The following is a 13380-nucleotide window of genomic DNA, read 5'->3' on the forward strand; positions in this document are numbered from 1 at the left end:
TTCCTCCATCTCACGAGGTAAAGGACTGAGCATGAAAATTCTTGTGATTGGTAACGGCGGCCGCGAGCACGCGCTGGGTTGGAAAGCGGCACAGTCTGCACAGGTCGAGAAAGTCTTCGTTGCACCGGGCAACGCTGGTACCGCACTGGAGCCAAAACTGGAAAATGTTGCGATTGGTGTTGAGGATGTCCCGGCACTGGTGGCATTTGCCAAAGAAAATGAAATTGCCCTGACCATCGTCGGTCCGGAAGCGCCGCTGGTGATCGGTGTCGTCGATGCCTTCCGCGAGGCTGGTTTGCCGATTTTCGGTCCGACGCAAGCGGCAGCGCAGCTGGAAGGCTCCAAAGCTTTCACCAAAGACTTTCTGGCCCGTCATCAGATCCCGACCGCGGAATATCAGAACTTCACCGAAATTGAACCCGCGCTGGCCTACCTGCAAGAAAAAGGCGCCCCGATTGTCGTGAAAGCCGACGGTCTGGCTGCCGGGAAAGGCGTGATTGTCGCCATGACCCTGGAAGAAGCGGAAGCCGCAGTACGTGACATGCTGGCCGGCAATGCATTCGGCGAAGCTGGTCACCGTGTGGTCATCGAAGAATTTCTGGATGGCGAGGAAGCCAGCTTTATCGTCATGGTTGACGGCAAAAACATCCTGCCGATGGCCACCAGTCAGGACCACAAACGCGTCGGCAACGGCGACACCGGCCCGAACACCGGTGGTATGGGCGCTTATTCTCCGGCACCAGTTGTGACTCCTGACATCCACCAGCGCGTGATGGATAAAGTGATCAAACCAACCGTTGAAGGCATGGCCGCGGAAGGAAACCCATATACAGGTTTTCTGTATGCTGGTCTGATGATCATGGCCGACGGTACCCCGAAAGTCATTGAGTACAATTGCCGTTTCGGCGATCCGGAAACCCAACCAATCATGCTGCGCCTGCAATCCGATCTGGTTGAACTGTGCCTGGCTGCGGTGGACGGGAAACTGGATACCGTTGATTCCCAGTGGGACCCGCGTGCCGCCATTGGCGTCGTGCTGGCTGCCGGCGGTTACCCGGCTGCCTACAACAAAGGGGACGTGATTTCCGGCCTGCCTGAGCAAGATGGCGATGCCGAGAAAATCTTCCATGCCGGCACGGCCAGCAAAGACGGCCAGGTTGTGACAAACGGCGGTCGTGTGCTTTGTGCCACAGCGATGGGGACAACCGTCTCTGAAGCCCAGCAACGCGCTTATGCCCTGGCGAAACAAGTCAGCTGGGATGGTGTTTTCTACCGCGATGACATTGGTTACCGTGCAATTGCCCGTGAGCAACAATCATCCAATGGTTGATGACACAGCCGGATAAAGATAAGGCGCCTGACGGCGCCTTTGTTTCATTCGGGTGTGTTCTCACGCTCAGGAAGCATCCAGTAAAACCGGCTTTGTCAGACACTGCTGGGAAGAAACACGGCTCAGCAACACCGCATCTGCGGTCAGCTTGCCACGGCCATCAGACTTCGCCACCATCGCAACATAACCGGGTTTTACCGGGATATGCTGCCAGTCCACCTTGTGCTCAGAGTGATCGCTGCAACGGATAAAACGCTGTCCGTCCCATACCCCTTGCATTAGCTCCAGACCGTCACGGGACTGTGCCTTCACCACAGCAATCGCCTGTTCTGCCTGCTGGCTGAGCTGATGAAGCTGCGTATCCGACAGCGGAAAAACACTCTCTCCCACCTTGTAACGCTGGAAAACCGCCTCGCCGTGCTGATCATAACGCACATGCAGCTCAAACGGCTGCAGCGCATCATCTTTCAGCGCCGTTCCTGTACGCTTCAGCTCACGCAGTTGTCCTTCCCGCCAGCGGTATTCAGTCTGGTATTCACCATACTCACCCATCCATACACGTTCAGATAAAAATTCAGGTCTGGACTGACGGATCCCGGCCCAGTACAGAGACGATGCGTCACCGGCGACCTGGCCGCCACTCAGGCGTTCTAACGAAGAAAGTGCATGGGGTGTCATGAGCGTACTGCCACAGGCAGTGAGAAGGAGAGAAATAAAAATCAGGCAGGTTCGTTTCATAAAAGAAAAACTCCGCCGAGAAGGATCGTCGACGGAGTTGAGATTATTTTACAGAATCTTTCAGCGCTTTACCGGCTACGAAAGCTGGTACGTTTGCCGCTGCGATCTGGATCTCTTTACCCGTCTGTGGGTTACGGCCAGTGCGTGCAGCGCGGTGGTTTACTTTAAATGTACCAAAGCCAATAAGTTGAACCTGGTCACCGGATTTCAGTGCTTCGGTGATGCCGCTCAGGGTAGATTCCAGCGCGTCTTTCGCTTGCGCTTTAGTCAGATCCGCTTGTTCAGCAATCAGTTCAATCAGTTGGGTCTTGTTCATTCGGTTTCCCTTCTAAGGTTTTTTCTTCAGACGCATCCACTCTAATTCAAAAGAAGCCCATGTGGCAAAGGTTTGTCTGTCTTCCTGTGGTCGGCTGCGGGCTCTTTAACCATAAACTGAGCGCAAGTTCACAAATTGTTACTATCCTGAAGAATGTGCTGGTTGCTTTTGCTCCGTACAACACCAATAAATGGGGTGATTTTTCCGATGAGAGCTGTCTAAACCGCATGATACTTCTGACCCTTTACATCGCGATTGCGATTGGTATTTCATTTATCTGTTCCGTCCTTGAAGCCGTTTTGCTGAGCATTTCCCCCAGTTATGTCGGCACTTTGCGTCAGCAGTCCCACCCGATGGCTGACAAACTGACAGAGCTGAAAAACAACATCGACCGGCCGCTGGCATCCATTCTGACCCTGAACACCATCGCCCATACCATTGGTGCTGCTACGGCGGGTGCTCAGGCTGCGGTGGTTTTCGGCAGCCAATGGCTGGGCGTCTTCTCCGCTGCACTGACAGTCGGCATTCTGCTGCTGTCTGAAATCATTCCGAAAACCATTGGAGCCACCTACTGGCGCCAGCTGGCGCCGCTGACCGCCCGGGTGCTGAGTGTCATGGTCTGGCTGTTACGGCCAATTGTCTGGGTCTCCGAGCAGATCACCCGCCGCTTGTCGCAGGGCCACCAGCCGCCCAAACTGCGTGATGAACTGTCGGCCATGGCGATGCTGGCCAAAGAATCCGGTGAACTTGCCGAAGGCGAGTCAAAAATCATGCATAACCTGCTGCAGTTCTGTGATGTCAGCGTCACCAAAATCATGACGCCCCGTCCGGTACTGTTTCGGGTCGAGGACAATCTGACCATCAATGAGTTTCTGGCGACAGCCAAAGACAGCCCGTTCTCACGCCCGCTGATTTACCGGGGCAGCAAGGACAATATCCTGGGGTTTGTTCACCGGCTGGAACTGTTTGCCGAGAGCCAGAGCGGCCGGGGCAACATCCTCCTCAGCGAGATGATGCGTCCGCTGCCGGTCGTGATGAATATTGATACCGTCCCGGTTGCCTTTGAGAAGCTGATGAAGGCAAGGGCCCAGCTGGCATTGGTTGTGGATGAATATGGGACGGTGATGGGTCTGGTCACGCTGGAAGACGTCTTTGAGAGCCTGGTCGGCGAGGAAATTGTCGATGAAGCCGACATCAGCACCAGCATGCAGCAGCTCGCTTTCCAGCGCTGGGAACGCTGGAAGAAAAAACACAATGTCATCGAAAACCGCGACGAGGACGATACCCCGTAAAGAAAAACGGCAGGATGTTACTCCTGCCGTTCCTTCAAATGCTGCGCATGACTCACATCAGAGCGCAATGCCAATGTTGCTGACACAAGCCTCACGCAGTTCTCTGCGCAAATCTTTAATCAGTTCAATATCCCGGCTTTCCGCATCTTTGAGCGCACGGAAAATCGCCCACTGGACATCCCACTCTTCACAGACGGCCTGATTTTCCTTCTGATTCTCGTTGGTAATCGCTTCACCTGTCTGCGCTTCTTCCAGATTTACTACCGTCTCAACCGACAGTGAACTGATGCTCAGCGCAATCTCAGGGATCTGATCACGATCCAGCAGCGCATGCAGTACGTCAGACAGAGCGACGCAGGCATCAATGGCCGGACTGACGGCATACAAATCATAGTCGTCCGCCGCCGGGACCATTTCTTCCAGCTTCTCCAGCTGGCGCTCGAAATTGATCTTGGCATTTTTTACCGTCAGAATTTCCCAGACACTGTCGAGAATTAAACGGTAAGGCTGAGGGTCGGCAAACCCGGTCTCACGGCAGAAAAACGCATAGTTCGGATACATCCGCTCACACAGCGATGCCATAAATGTAAGATATTGCCAGGATTCAAATTTTTCTAAGCGAAGCTGAATTGGATTTTTAAGCATGGGATAATCTGTCTGAAAGCGTTGGTTGAATTTTACTTGATAAGCTGCCTGTGCAAAAGGAAAAAGCCATGCATCAACTCTGTATTATCTCCCGGCGGTACGAGCTGTACCGTCAACTCATCGAAAACGCCGCACTTCCGGAACTGGCACTGACAGACAATCCGGCGGAAGCGACCCTGGTTCTGGCCGATCCGCCGCTGCTGACAGGCAGACTGGAAGAATTTTCAAACCTGCACTGGGTGCAGTCAACGTATGCCGGGATTGACGCCCTCATCCGCCCCGGATTACGGAAAGATTACACCCTGACCAATATCCGTGGTCTCTTCGGCCAGCTGATCAGTGAGTATGTCCTGGGTCTCCTCTTCAGCCACCAGCGGCATTTTGCCAGGTATCATGAGCAACAACAGCAAGGGATATGGCGGCAGCATCACTACAACTCCCTGGCTGGTAAAACCATGGTGATCCTGGGTACCGGCACCATCGGCCAGCACCTGGCCCAATCAGCCCGGGCACTCGGTATGACGATTTATGGTGTGAACCGCTCCGGTGAGACCCCGAATAACAGCTTTGCCCGGGTCTTCCCGATCGAACAGCTGACCGGGGTATTACCGCAGGCTGATATCGTGGTTTCCATTCTGCCCGCCACAGAACTGAGCAATGATGTACTCAACGCAGAGAGTCTGAGCCACTGCCGGGATGTATTGCTGTTCAATGTCGGCCGCGGCAATGCCGTCTGCGAACCGGGCCTGATTCAGGCGCTGGAAAGTGGTGCCGTGGCACACGCTTTTCTGGATGTCTTTAAGCAGGAGCCACTGCCTGCAACGCATCCGTTCTGGCAGCATCCGCGTATCACGGTTACACCACATATTGCTGCCGAGAGCTTCCCGGAACAGGTGATGGAGATATTCAAAACCAACTACCTGCGCTATGTTGAAGGAAAGCCACTGCAATTTCAGATTGATTTTGAGCGGGGTTATTAAACCTGCCGATGAAAACAAATCCAACCCCGAACGTCTTGCCCGCGTTATTACATCAGATCCGTCAGTGTACGCTGTGTCAGGCCCACTTGCCGCTCGGACCGCGGCCGGTCATTCAGGCCAGCAGTGAAGCACGGCTGATGATTGTCGGTCAGGCGCCGGGCACTCGGGTGCATGACACCGGAATTCCCTGGAATGATCCAAGCGGTGACCGGCTACGCCGCTGGCTCGAACTCGACAGGGAGACCTTCTATGATCCCAGCCGCATCGCCATCATGCCCATGGGACTATGCTATCCGGGCAAAGGCAAAAGCGGCGATCTGCCGCCCAGACCTGAATGCGCCCCTCAGTGGCACGGCCAGGTCTGGCCCTTACTGCCCAATATCGGAATGACGCTGCTGGTCGGGCAGTACGCGCAGAACTATTATCTGCCCGACAAACCCAAAACCCTGACCGAGACGGTCCGGGCCTGGCGGCAATGGGCACCGACTTACCTGCCGCTGCCTCATCCTTCGCCCCGCAATACGCTGTGGCTGAAGAAAAATCCCTGGTTTGAAGCCGAAGTTGTGCCTTACATCCGGGACTATGTCCACCAGCATCTGGGCTTATAACGCATACAAAAAAGCGAGCCATCGGGCTCGCTTTTCACTGCTGATAACGCGGTCTGCTTACTTGTGGTAAGGCGCTGACAGCTCATGCACCGCCTCAACAAAGACCCCGGCATTTTCCGGCGGTACGTCGAGGTGAATCCCGTGGCCCAGATTGAAGACATGGCCGGTGCCTTCACCAAACCCAGACAGAATGCCTGCCACTTCTTCGCGAATCCGCTCAGGTGATGCGTACAGCATCGAAGGATCCATATTGCCCTGCAAGGCAACTTTATCGCCCACCCGGCGCTTGGCATCCGCAATATCAATCGTCCAGTCCAGACCGACAGCATCACAGCCCGTTGCTGCAATCGCTTCCAGCCACATGCCGCCGTTCTTCGTGAACAGAGTCACCGGTACACGGCGTCCTTCGTTTTCACGGATCAGACCATCCACAATCTTATGCATGTACTGCAGCGAGAAGAGTTTGTAGTCACGTGGCGTCAGTACACCACCCCAGGTATCAAACACCATCACCGACTGAGCACCCGCTTTGATCTGCGCATTCAGATACGAGATCACGCTGTCTGCCAGCTTGTCCAGCAAAGCATGCAATACTGCAGGCTCGGCATACATCATCTTTTTGATCTTGGTGAATGCCTTGGTGCTGCCACCTTCCACCATATACGTGGCCAGTGTCCACGGGCTGCCGGAGAAACCAATCAGCGGTACTTCACCTTGCAGGTCTTTGCGGATCTGACGGACAGCATTCATCACATATTGCAGTTCGCCTTCCGGATCCGGGATTCCGATTTTGTCGACATCCGCTTTACAGCTGATCGGACGCTCAAATTTCGGCCCTTCACCCGCTTCAAAGTAAAGTCCCAGGCCCATGGCATCCGGTATGGTCAGGATGTCAGAAAACAGAATGGCCGCATCCAGAGGAAAACGACGCAATGGCTGCAGCGTGACTTCACTGGCCAGTTCCGCATTTTTGCACAGCGACATAAAGTCACCGGCCTGGCTCCGGGTCGCCCGGTATTCAGGCAGATAACGGCCCGCCTGACGCATCATCCAAACAGGCGTACAGTCAACCGGTTGCTTGAGCAAAGCACGCAGATAACGATCGTTTTTCAATTCTGTCATTGTCAACATCCTGGCAAATAAGTGGCAGTATTGTAACACTCTGCCCCGGTAACAGCAGCCATGTATGACCGCCAAATCGTAATTAATGCTGACCGGAGCACATCCTGGATCACCTGACCCGATGTGGGAAATTTATTTCATTTCTGATCATCTAATGTTGCAGATTTTTTAATCAGTTCTTTATCAATTCTCTGTTAATGTCAAAAGACGCCAATATCGGCGATGCAAAGAATTGGAGGATCTATGAACCTGCAAGTTGTGATCGAATTTACTGAGTCTGGTGTGTATAAAGACCGATGCTGGGAGAGCGCTTTTAAAGCAAGCAAAGGCCAGCTGTACAGCGTGTCACCACAATATGCCGTCCAGCTGATCAAGCACTCAAAAGCCATTTTCCGGGCAATTCCGGAAACTCACCCGGAATAAATGAAGATGCTCCAATTCCCGGTCAATCCGGGACATCTCCGCTGACTGATTAATCAGCCTCCCGAACTGCGGCTTCCTGCCGGATGGCATCGCAAGTCGCCTGGATCAGACGAAAAGCAATTGTGCCCGGTGGCGCGACAGGCGGCAGCTGATCGTGCCTGAACCACCGGGCGTCCACCAGCTCTTCATAATCCGGGCGGATATCACCACTCTGATAATCCGCCATAAAGCCCATCATCAGATTAGACGGAAACGCCCAGGGCTGGCTGTCGAAATACCGGATATTGGTCAACTGAATGCCTGTTTCTTCCGCCACTTCGCGCGCAACACAGGTTTCCAGCGTTTCACCAGCCTCGACAAAACCCGCGATCACCGTATACATCCCACTCTTATGACGGGGATGCTGTGCCAACAAAATCTGATCGCCCTTTCGCACGGCCACAATAATACACGGAGACACTCTGGGGTAATGAAACTGCAGGCAAGACTGGCACTGCATCGCCAGGGTTTGCTTCGCAAGCTCTGTTTTACTACCGCATTCCGGGCAGTATCTCTGACTCTCGCACATGTGAGCCAATTGCATCGCTTTTCCGGCCAGCATAAAGAGATCCGGCTCTTCCCCCAACAATTCCCTCAGAGAATAAAAATATTTCTCTGGCAGCGTCCCGGGATCTTCCAGCCAGTTCACCGCGCATCCCTGATGCTCTCCGATCGTCCGCGATCGTGCTTGATCCAGGCCCAAAGGTGGGTTCGGCGTAAGTGGTAACTTACCATCCACCAGATATATCCGGCGATCTCGGGTTACACACCAATAGGCGGGATCTTGCTTTTTTGACATTGGCTATTCCTCTCTCCTTGCAGGGGTTTTGTTTTGCTGGCAATCTAAACGTAACAACGGAATTTGGCTCTGCCATACATGGTACTCTTAGAGCGTCTAAGAGTTTGACAGGAATTGTTTTCTGCTCATGCAACATGCTGGGCGATCATGAGGACATGGTCATGCTAAGTAAATTCGAACAAGTGCAAAAACAATGGGGTGGCAGTAATGATGTCATCGATCACTGGCTCATGTCGAGGCAGCAGTTGCTGATCGACTACTGCAAGCTGGCGGGTCTGCCTCCATTCGAACCCAAGGCCCGGCAACTGCCCACGTCTACCCAACTTCAGCTCTTCTGCCAACAACTGGTCGATTATATCTCTGAAGGCCACTTTAAGATCTACGATAAAGTGATGGCTAGATGGCAGGCCACCGGCTACTCTCCCACCACCGAAATCTCTCAGCTCTATCATCAAATCACCAACACAACCGACCCTTTACTGAACTTTGCCGACCGCTATTGCGAGATCACAGATGACAGTGAAGATTGGGATGATTTCGATCAGCAGCTGTCTACGGTTGGGGAAAAAATTGAGTTACGCTTTGAACTGGAAGATGACTTGATTGAACTGATCAGCGAAAGCCTGTCGGTTCCGCCCGGCGCATAATCACAGCGGTTTGACGCTGTGAGTCCCGACCACTGCTGCAGTCAGCCGCTCTGACTGCCAGCCTTGCTTTTGTCTGCCTGAAACTCCCTCACATCGCACAATTTTCTCAGACCATATCTTTCATGACCTCACGATGAAAAACAGCAGATAAACAAAAGGCACCCCGGAGGGTGCCTTTTTTAATCTCGGTTTGTCAGAAAGACGCGCCGGACTTAGTCTTCATCATTCAGGCCAGCATTCAGCAGTGCCGCCAGGTCCTGAGATGCCTGCTCGGCATCAACCTGAGGCTCAACCGGAGCCAGATCAGCATCACGACGACGCTGACGTTCAAGGTGATAAGAGAAACCAGTACCAGCTGGGATCAGACGACCCACGATAACGTTCTCTTTCAGACCACGCAGTTCATCACGCTTACCAGCAACAGCCGCTTCAGTCAGTACGCGAGTCGTTTCCTGGAACGACGCAGCAGAGATGAAGGACTCAGTTGCCAGAGACGCTTTGGTGATACCCAGCAGATCACGCTCGAACAGTGCAGGCTGTTTGCCATCGGCAATCAGCTGACGGTTCGCGATGTTCACGCGGGAAAATTCCACCTGCTCGCCTTCCAGGAACTCAGAGTCACCCGGAACTGTGATGGTAACCTTACGCAGCATCTGACGAACGATAGTCTCAATGTGCTTATCGTTAATCTTAACGCCTTGCAGACGGTAAACTTCCTGAACTTCGTTCACGATGTATTCCGCTACCGCGTTCACACCACGCAGACGTAGAATATCGTGCGGCGCTTCTGGACCATCGGCAATGACATCACCCTTCTCAACTTTTTCGCCTTCGAAGACGTTCAGCTGACGCCATTTAGGAATCATTTCCTCGTATGGCTGCCCCTCAGATGGGGTAATGATCAGACGACGCTTACCTTTGGTCTCTTTACCGAAGGAGACTGCACCTGTGATTTCCGCCAGGATTGCAGGTTCTTTCGGCTTACGCGCTTCGAACAGGTCAGCAACGCGTGGCAGACCACCGGTGATATCTTTCGTACCGCCAGATTCCTGAGGAATACGAGACAGGGTGTCACCGATACCTACAGCAGCACCATCTTCCAGCTGGACAATCGCTTTACCAGGCAGGAAGTACTGAGCCGGCATCTCGGTACCTGGGATCATGACATCGTTGCCTTTGTCATCAACCAGTTTCACCATCGGACGCATGTCTTTACCGGTACCGGTACGCTCTGCACCATCCAGGATCACGATAGAAGACAGACCAGTCAGTTCATCGGTCTGACGAGAGACAGTTACACCGTCAATCAGATCCACGAACTGCAGGTGACCTGCTACTTCAGTGATGATTGGCATGGTGTGCGGGTCCCAGTTCGCCACAACTTCACCAGCGTTAACCGCATCATTGTCGCCTTTGCTCAGCATCGAACCGTAAGGCAGCTTGTAGCTTTCCTTGGTACGACCGAACTCGTCCACAACTGTCATTTCAGCAGCACGTGAAGTGATCACCAGCTTGCCGTCGTTATTGGTTACGAACTTGGCGTTGTGCAGCTTCAGAGAACCTTTGTTCTTCACCTGAATGCTGTTTTCTGCCGCAGCACGCGATGCCGCACCACCGATGTGGAACGTACGCATCGTCAGCTGTGTACCCGGTTCACCGATTGACTGTGCAGCAACAACACCAACCGCTTCACCCTGGTTCACCAGATGACCACGAGCCAGGTCACGACCGTAACAGTTACGGCAAGCACCAAAGTCGTTTTCACAGGTCACAACAGAACGTACTTTCACCTGGTCGACAGAGTTTTCTTCCAGGATGTCACACCATTTCTCATCGAGCATGGTGTTACGCTGAACCAGAACTTCTTCCGTACCTGGTTTCAGGACGTCTTCAGCTACCACACGACCCAGTACACGATCACGCAGTGGTTCTTTCACGTCACCACCTTCGATCAGTGGCATCATGGTCATACCTGCGTGTGTACCACAGTCGTCTGCAGTGATCACAACGTCCTGTGCCACGTCTACCAGACGACGAGTCAGGTAACCGGAGTTCGCTGTTTTCAGAGCCGTATCCGCCAGACCTTTACGCGCACCGTGGGTTGAGATGAAGTACTGGAGTACGTTCAGACCTTCACGGAAGTTCGCGGTGATTGGCGTTTCGATGATCGAGCCATCTGGCTTCGCCATCAGACCACGCATACCTGCCAGCTGACGGATCTGAGCGGCAGAACCACGCGCACCTGAATCGGCCATCATGTATACGCTGTTGAACGATTTCTGTTGCTCTTCTTCACCGTCACGGTTAATCACGGTGTCGAATGACAGGTTATCCATCATCGCTTTTGCAACCTGCTCGTTCGCGGTTGCCCAGATATCGATCACTTTGTTGTATCGTTCGCCGGCTGTTACCAGACCTGACTGGAACTGTTCCTGAATCTCAGCAACTTCAGCTTCCGCTTCGGCGATCTTGGTGTACTTCGCTTCTGGTACAACCATATCGTCGATACCAACAGATACACCAGACAGGGCCGCGTATGCGAAACCTGTGTACATGATCTGGTCAGCAAAGATAACGGTCTGCTTCATACCCAGTTCACGGTAACAGGTGTTCAGCAGGTTCGAAATTTGCTTCTTACCCAGCGCTTCGCTGTTTACCAGGCTGTACGGCAGGCCTTTCGGCACGATTTGCCACAGCATGGCACGACCAACAGTGGTGTCCACCAGCTGGGTGTTTTTCACCAGCTCACCTTGCTCGTTTTTCACGTGCTCAGTGATACGGACTTTCACGCGGGCATGCAGCTCGGCGTTGCCGGTACGGTAAGCCTTCTCTGCTTCAGCAGAGCCAGCCAGGTACATGCCTTCGCCTTTCGCGTTGATCTTGTCACGGGTCATGTAGTACAGACCCAGTACAACGTCCTGAGACGGTACGATGATTGGATCACCGGATGCTGGCGACAGAATGTTGTTCGTCGACATCATCAGCGCACGCGCTTCCAGCTGGGCTTCCAGCGTCAGCGGTACGTGAACAGCCATCTGGTCACCATCGAAGTCGGCGTTATAGGCCGCACAGACCAGCGGGTGCAGCTGGATCGCTTTACCTTCGATCAGTACTGGTTCGAATGCCTGAATACCCAGACGGTGCAGTGTTGGTGCACGGTTCAGCATCACCGGGTGTTCGCGGATCACTTCGTCCAGGATATCCCAAACGACAGCTTCTTCGCGCTCAACCATCTTCTTGGCAGCTTTGATGGTGGTCGCCAGACCACGAGTTTCCAGCTTGCCGTAGATGAACGGTTTGAACAGCTCCAGCGCCATTTTCTTCGGCAGACCACACTGGTGCAGACGCAGGTATGGACCTACGGTAATTACCGAACGGCCTGAGTAGTCAACACGCTTACCCAGCAGGTTCTGACGGAAACGACCCTGCTTACCTTTGATCATGTCAGCCAGAGATTTCAGCGGACGCTTGTTCGAGCCAGTGATGGCACGACCACGACGACCGTTGTCCAGCAACGCATCCACAGACTCCTGCAGCATACGTTTTTCGTTACGTACGATGATGTCTGGGGCAGCCAGATCCAGCAGACGCTTCAGACGGTTGTTTCGGTTGATCACACGACGGTAAAGGTCGTTCAGATCAGAAGTCGCGAAACGACCACCGTCCAGCGGTACCAGCGGACGCAGATCCGGTGGCAGAACTGGCAGTACAGACAGGATCATCCACTCTGGGTTGTTACCGGATTGTACGAATGCCTCAACCAGCTTCAGACGCTTAGTCAGCTTTTTGCGCTTGGTTTCAGAGTTGGTTTCTTCCAGCTCTTCGCGCATCAGTTCGATTTCAGCATTCAGATCCATGTTGGCCAGCAGTGCTTTCACTGCTTCCGCGCCCATGCGCGCGTCGAACTCATCGCCCCACTCTTCCAACGCATCCAGGTACTGTTCTTCTGACAGCAGCTGACTACGCTCAAGATTGGTCATGCCTGGTTCGATAACCACATAAGATTCAAAGTAAAGCACACGCTCAATATCACGCAGCGGCATGTCCATCAACAGACCGATACGGGATGGCAGTGATTTCAGGAACCAGATGTGGGCAACAGGTGAAGCCAGCTCAATGTGACCCATACGCTCACGACGTACTTTGGTCTGAGTAACTTCTACACCACATTTTTCACAGATCACGCCACGGTGCTTCAGGCGCTTATATTTACCACAAAGACATTCATAGTCTTTGACCGGGCCAAAGATACGTGCACAGAACAGACCGTCACGCTCAGGCTTAAAGGTACGGTAGTTAATGGTTTCTGGCTTTTTCACTTCACCGAAAGACCATGAACGAATCATGTCAGGTGAAGCAAGACCGATTTTGATCGCATCAAATTCTTCGGTCTTGTGCTGTGCTTTCAGAAACTTAAGTAAGTCTTTCACATTCGGCTCCT

Annotated in this window: 12 protein-coding genes; 6 read left to right on the forward strand and 6 right to left on the reverse strand. The window is 53.3% G+C overall.

Translation table 11 applies throughout. The features are described 5' to 3' along the window. The first annotated feature begins 31 nt into the window (after nt 1-31). Complete coding sequence (gene purD, locus L4174_RS15470; protein ID WP_248144350.1) at nt 32-1330, forward strand: phosphoribosylamine--glycine ligase; 1299 nt, start codon at nt 32-34, stop codon at nt 1328-1330. A gap of 66 nt (nt 1331-1396) precedes the next feature. Here the strand turns inward: purD and L4174_RS15475 are convergent, their stop codons facing one another. After that, entirely contained in the window at nt 1397-2068 is a 672-nt protein-coding gene (locus L4174_RS15475; RefSeq protein ID WP_248144351.1) for a DUF1481 domain-containing protein, read from the reverse strand. 43 nt (nt 2069-2111) lie between these two features. After that, nucleotides 2112-2384 carry a nucleoid-associated protein HU-alpha gene (hupA, locus tag L4174_RS15480; protein ID WP_248144352.1) on the reverse strand — a complete coding sequence of 91 codons (273 nt, stop codon included), beginning with the start codon at nt 2382-2384 and terminating at the stop codon, nt 2112-2114. A 227-nt stretch (nt 2385-2611) separates the two neighbouring features. On the opposite strand from hupA, the gene L4174_RS15485 reads away from it, so the two are divergent. After that, entirely contained in the window at nt 2612-3676 is a 1065-nt protein-coding gene (locus L4174_RS15485; protein ID WP_248144370.1) for a CNNM domain-containing protein, read from the forward strand. A gap of 57 nt (nt 3677-3733) precedes the next feature. On the opposite strand, the gene L4174_RS15490 is transcribed toward L4174_RS15485, so the two are convergent. Beyond that, nucleotides 3734-4321 (reverse strand): YjaG family protein, encoded by a 588-nt coding sequence (locus L4174_RS15490; RefSeq protein WP_248144353.1) that lies wholly within the window; start codon nt 4319-4321, stop codon nt 3734-3736. A 68-nt stretch (nt 4322-4389) separates the two neighbouring features. On the opposite strand from L4174_RS15490, the gene L4174_RS15495 reads away from it, so the two are divergent. Together L4174_RS15495 and L4174_RS15500 are read left to right on the forward strand one after the other, a co-directional pair. After that, nucleotides 4390-5301 (forward strand): D-2-hydroxyacid dehydrogenase, encoded by a 912-nt coding sequence (locus tag L4174_RS15495; RefSeq protein WP_248144354.1) that lies wholly within the window; start codon nt 4390-4392, stop codon nt 5299-5301. Between the two features lie 8 nt (nt 5302-5309). Beyond that, nucleotides 5310-5909 carry a uracil-DNA glycosylase family protein gene (locus L4174_RS15500; protein WP_248144355.1) on the forward strand — a complete coding sequence of 200 codons (600 nt, stop codon included), beginning with the start codon at nt 5310-5312 and terminating at the stop codon, nt 5907-5909. A 57-nt stretch (nt 5910-5966) separates the two neighbouring features. Here L4174_RS15500 and hemE read toward each other — a convergent pair whose 3' ends face one another. Beyond that, nucleotides 5967-7031, reverse strand: a complete 1065-nt coding sequence (hemE, locus tag L4174_RS15505) for a uroporphyrinogen decarboxylase (protein WP_248144356.1) — start codon at nt 7029-7031, stop codon at nt 5967-5969. A 243-nt stretch (nt 7032-7274) separates the two neighbouring features. Here hemE and L4174_RS15510 point away from each other — a divergent pair, with 243 nt between their 5' ends. Then, nucleotides 7275-7454: a hypothetical protein gene (locus L4174_RS15510; protein WP_248144371.1), complete on the forward strand. Its 180-nt coding sequence runs from the start codon at nt 7275-7277 to the stop codon at nt 7452-7454. 49 nt (nt 7455-7503) lie between these two features. Here the strand turns inward: L4174_RS15510 and nudC are convergent, their stop codons facing one another. After that, entirely contained in the window at nt 7504-8292 is a 789-nt protein-coding gene (nudC, locus tag L4174_RS15515; protein WP_248144357.1) for an NAD(+) diphosphatase, read from the reverse strand. Nucleotides 8293-8453: 161 nt separating this feature from the next. On the opposite strand from nudC, the gene rsd reads away from it, so the two are divergent. Further along, on the forward strand, nt 8454-8939 hold the full coding sequence (rsd, locus tag L4174_RS15520) for a sigma D regulator (protein ID WP_248144358.1): 486 nt from the start codon (nt 8454-8456) through the stop codon (nt 8937-8939). A gap of 212 nt (nt 8940-9151) precedes the next feature. Here the strand turns inward: rsd and rpoC are convergent, their stop codons facing one another. After that, nucleotides 9152-13369 carry a DNA-directed RNA polymerase subunit beta' gene (gene rpoC / locus L4174_RS15525; RefSeq protein ID WP_248144359.1) on the reverse strand — a complete coding sequence of 1406 codons (4218 nt, stop codon included), beginning with the start codon at nt 13367-13369 and terminating at the stop codon, nt 9152-9154. Nucleotides 13370-13380: the final 11 nt, after the last annotated feature.

It is taken from the genome of Photobacterium sp. CCB-ST2H9 (genome assembly GCF_023151555.2).
Taxonomy (GTDB): Bacteria; Pseudomonadota; Gammaproteobacteria; order Enterobacterales; family Vibrionaceae; genus Photobacterium.

What these genes read in the sequence shown, in the direction of transcription:
- purD (WP_248144350.1), top strand. Translation starts at nt 32, where the DNA reads ATGAAAATTCTTGTGATTGGTAACGGCGGCCGCGAGCACGCGCTGGGT.
- L4174_RS15475 (WP_248144351.1), bottom strand. Translation starts at nt 2,068, where the DNA reads ATGAAACGAACCTGCCTGATTTTTATTTCTCTCCTTCTCACTGCCTGT.
- hupA (WP_248144352.1), bottom strand. Translation starts at nt 2,384, where the DNA reads ATGAACAAGACCCAACTGATTGAACTGATTGCTGAACAAGCGGATCTG.
- L4174_RS15485 (WP_248144370.1), top strand. Translation starts at nt 2,612, where the DNA reads ATGATACTTCTGACCCTTTACATCGCGATTGCGATTGGTATTTCATTT.
- L4174_RS15490 (WP_248144353.1), bottom strand. Translation starts at nt 4,321, where the DNA reads ATGCTTAAAAATCCAATTCAGCTTCGCTTAGAAAAATTTGAATCCTGG.
- L4174_RS15495 (WP_248144354.1), top strand. Translation starts at nt 4,390, where the DNA reads ATGCATCAACTCTGTATTATCTCCCGGCGGTACGAGCTGTACCGTCAA.
- L4174_RS15500 (WP_248144355.1), top strand. Translation starts at nt 5,310, where the DNA reads ATGAAAACAAATCCAACCCCGAACGTCTTGCCCGCGTTATTACATCAG.
- hemE (WP_248144356.1), bottom strand. Translation starts at nt 7,031, where the DNA reads ATGACAGAATTGAAAAACGATCGTTATCTGCGTGCTTTGCTCAAGCAA.
- L4174_RS15510 (WP_248144371.1), top strand. Translation starts at nt 7,275, where the DNA reads ATGAACCTGCAAGTTGTGATCGAATTTACTGAGTCTGGTGTGTATAAA.
- nudC (WP_248144357.1), bottom strand. Translation starts at nt 8,292, where the DNA reads ATGTCAAAAAAGCAAGATCCCGCCTATTGGTGTGTAACCCGAGATCGC.
- rsd (WP_248144358.1), top strand. Translation starts at nt 8,454, where the DNA reads ATGCTAAGTAAATTCGAACAAGTGCAAAAACAATGGGGTGGCAGTAAT.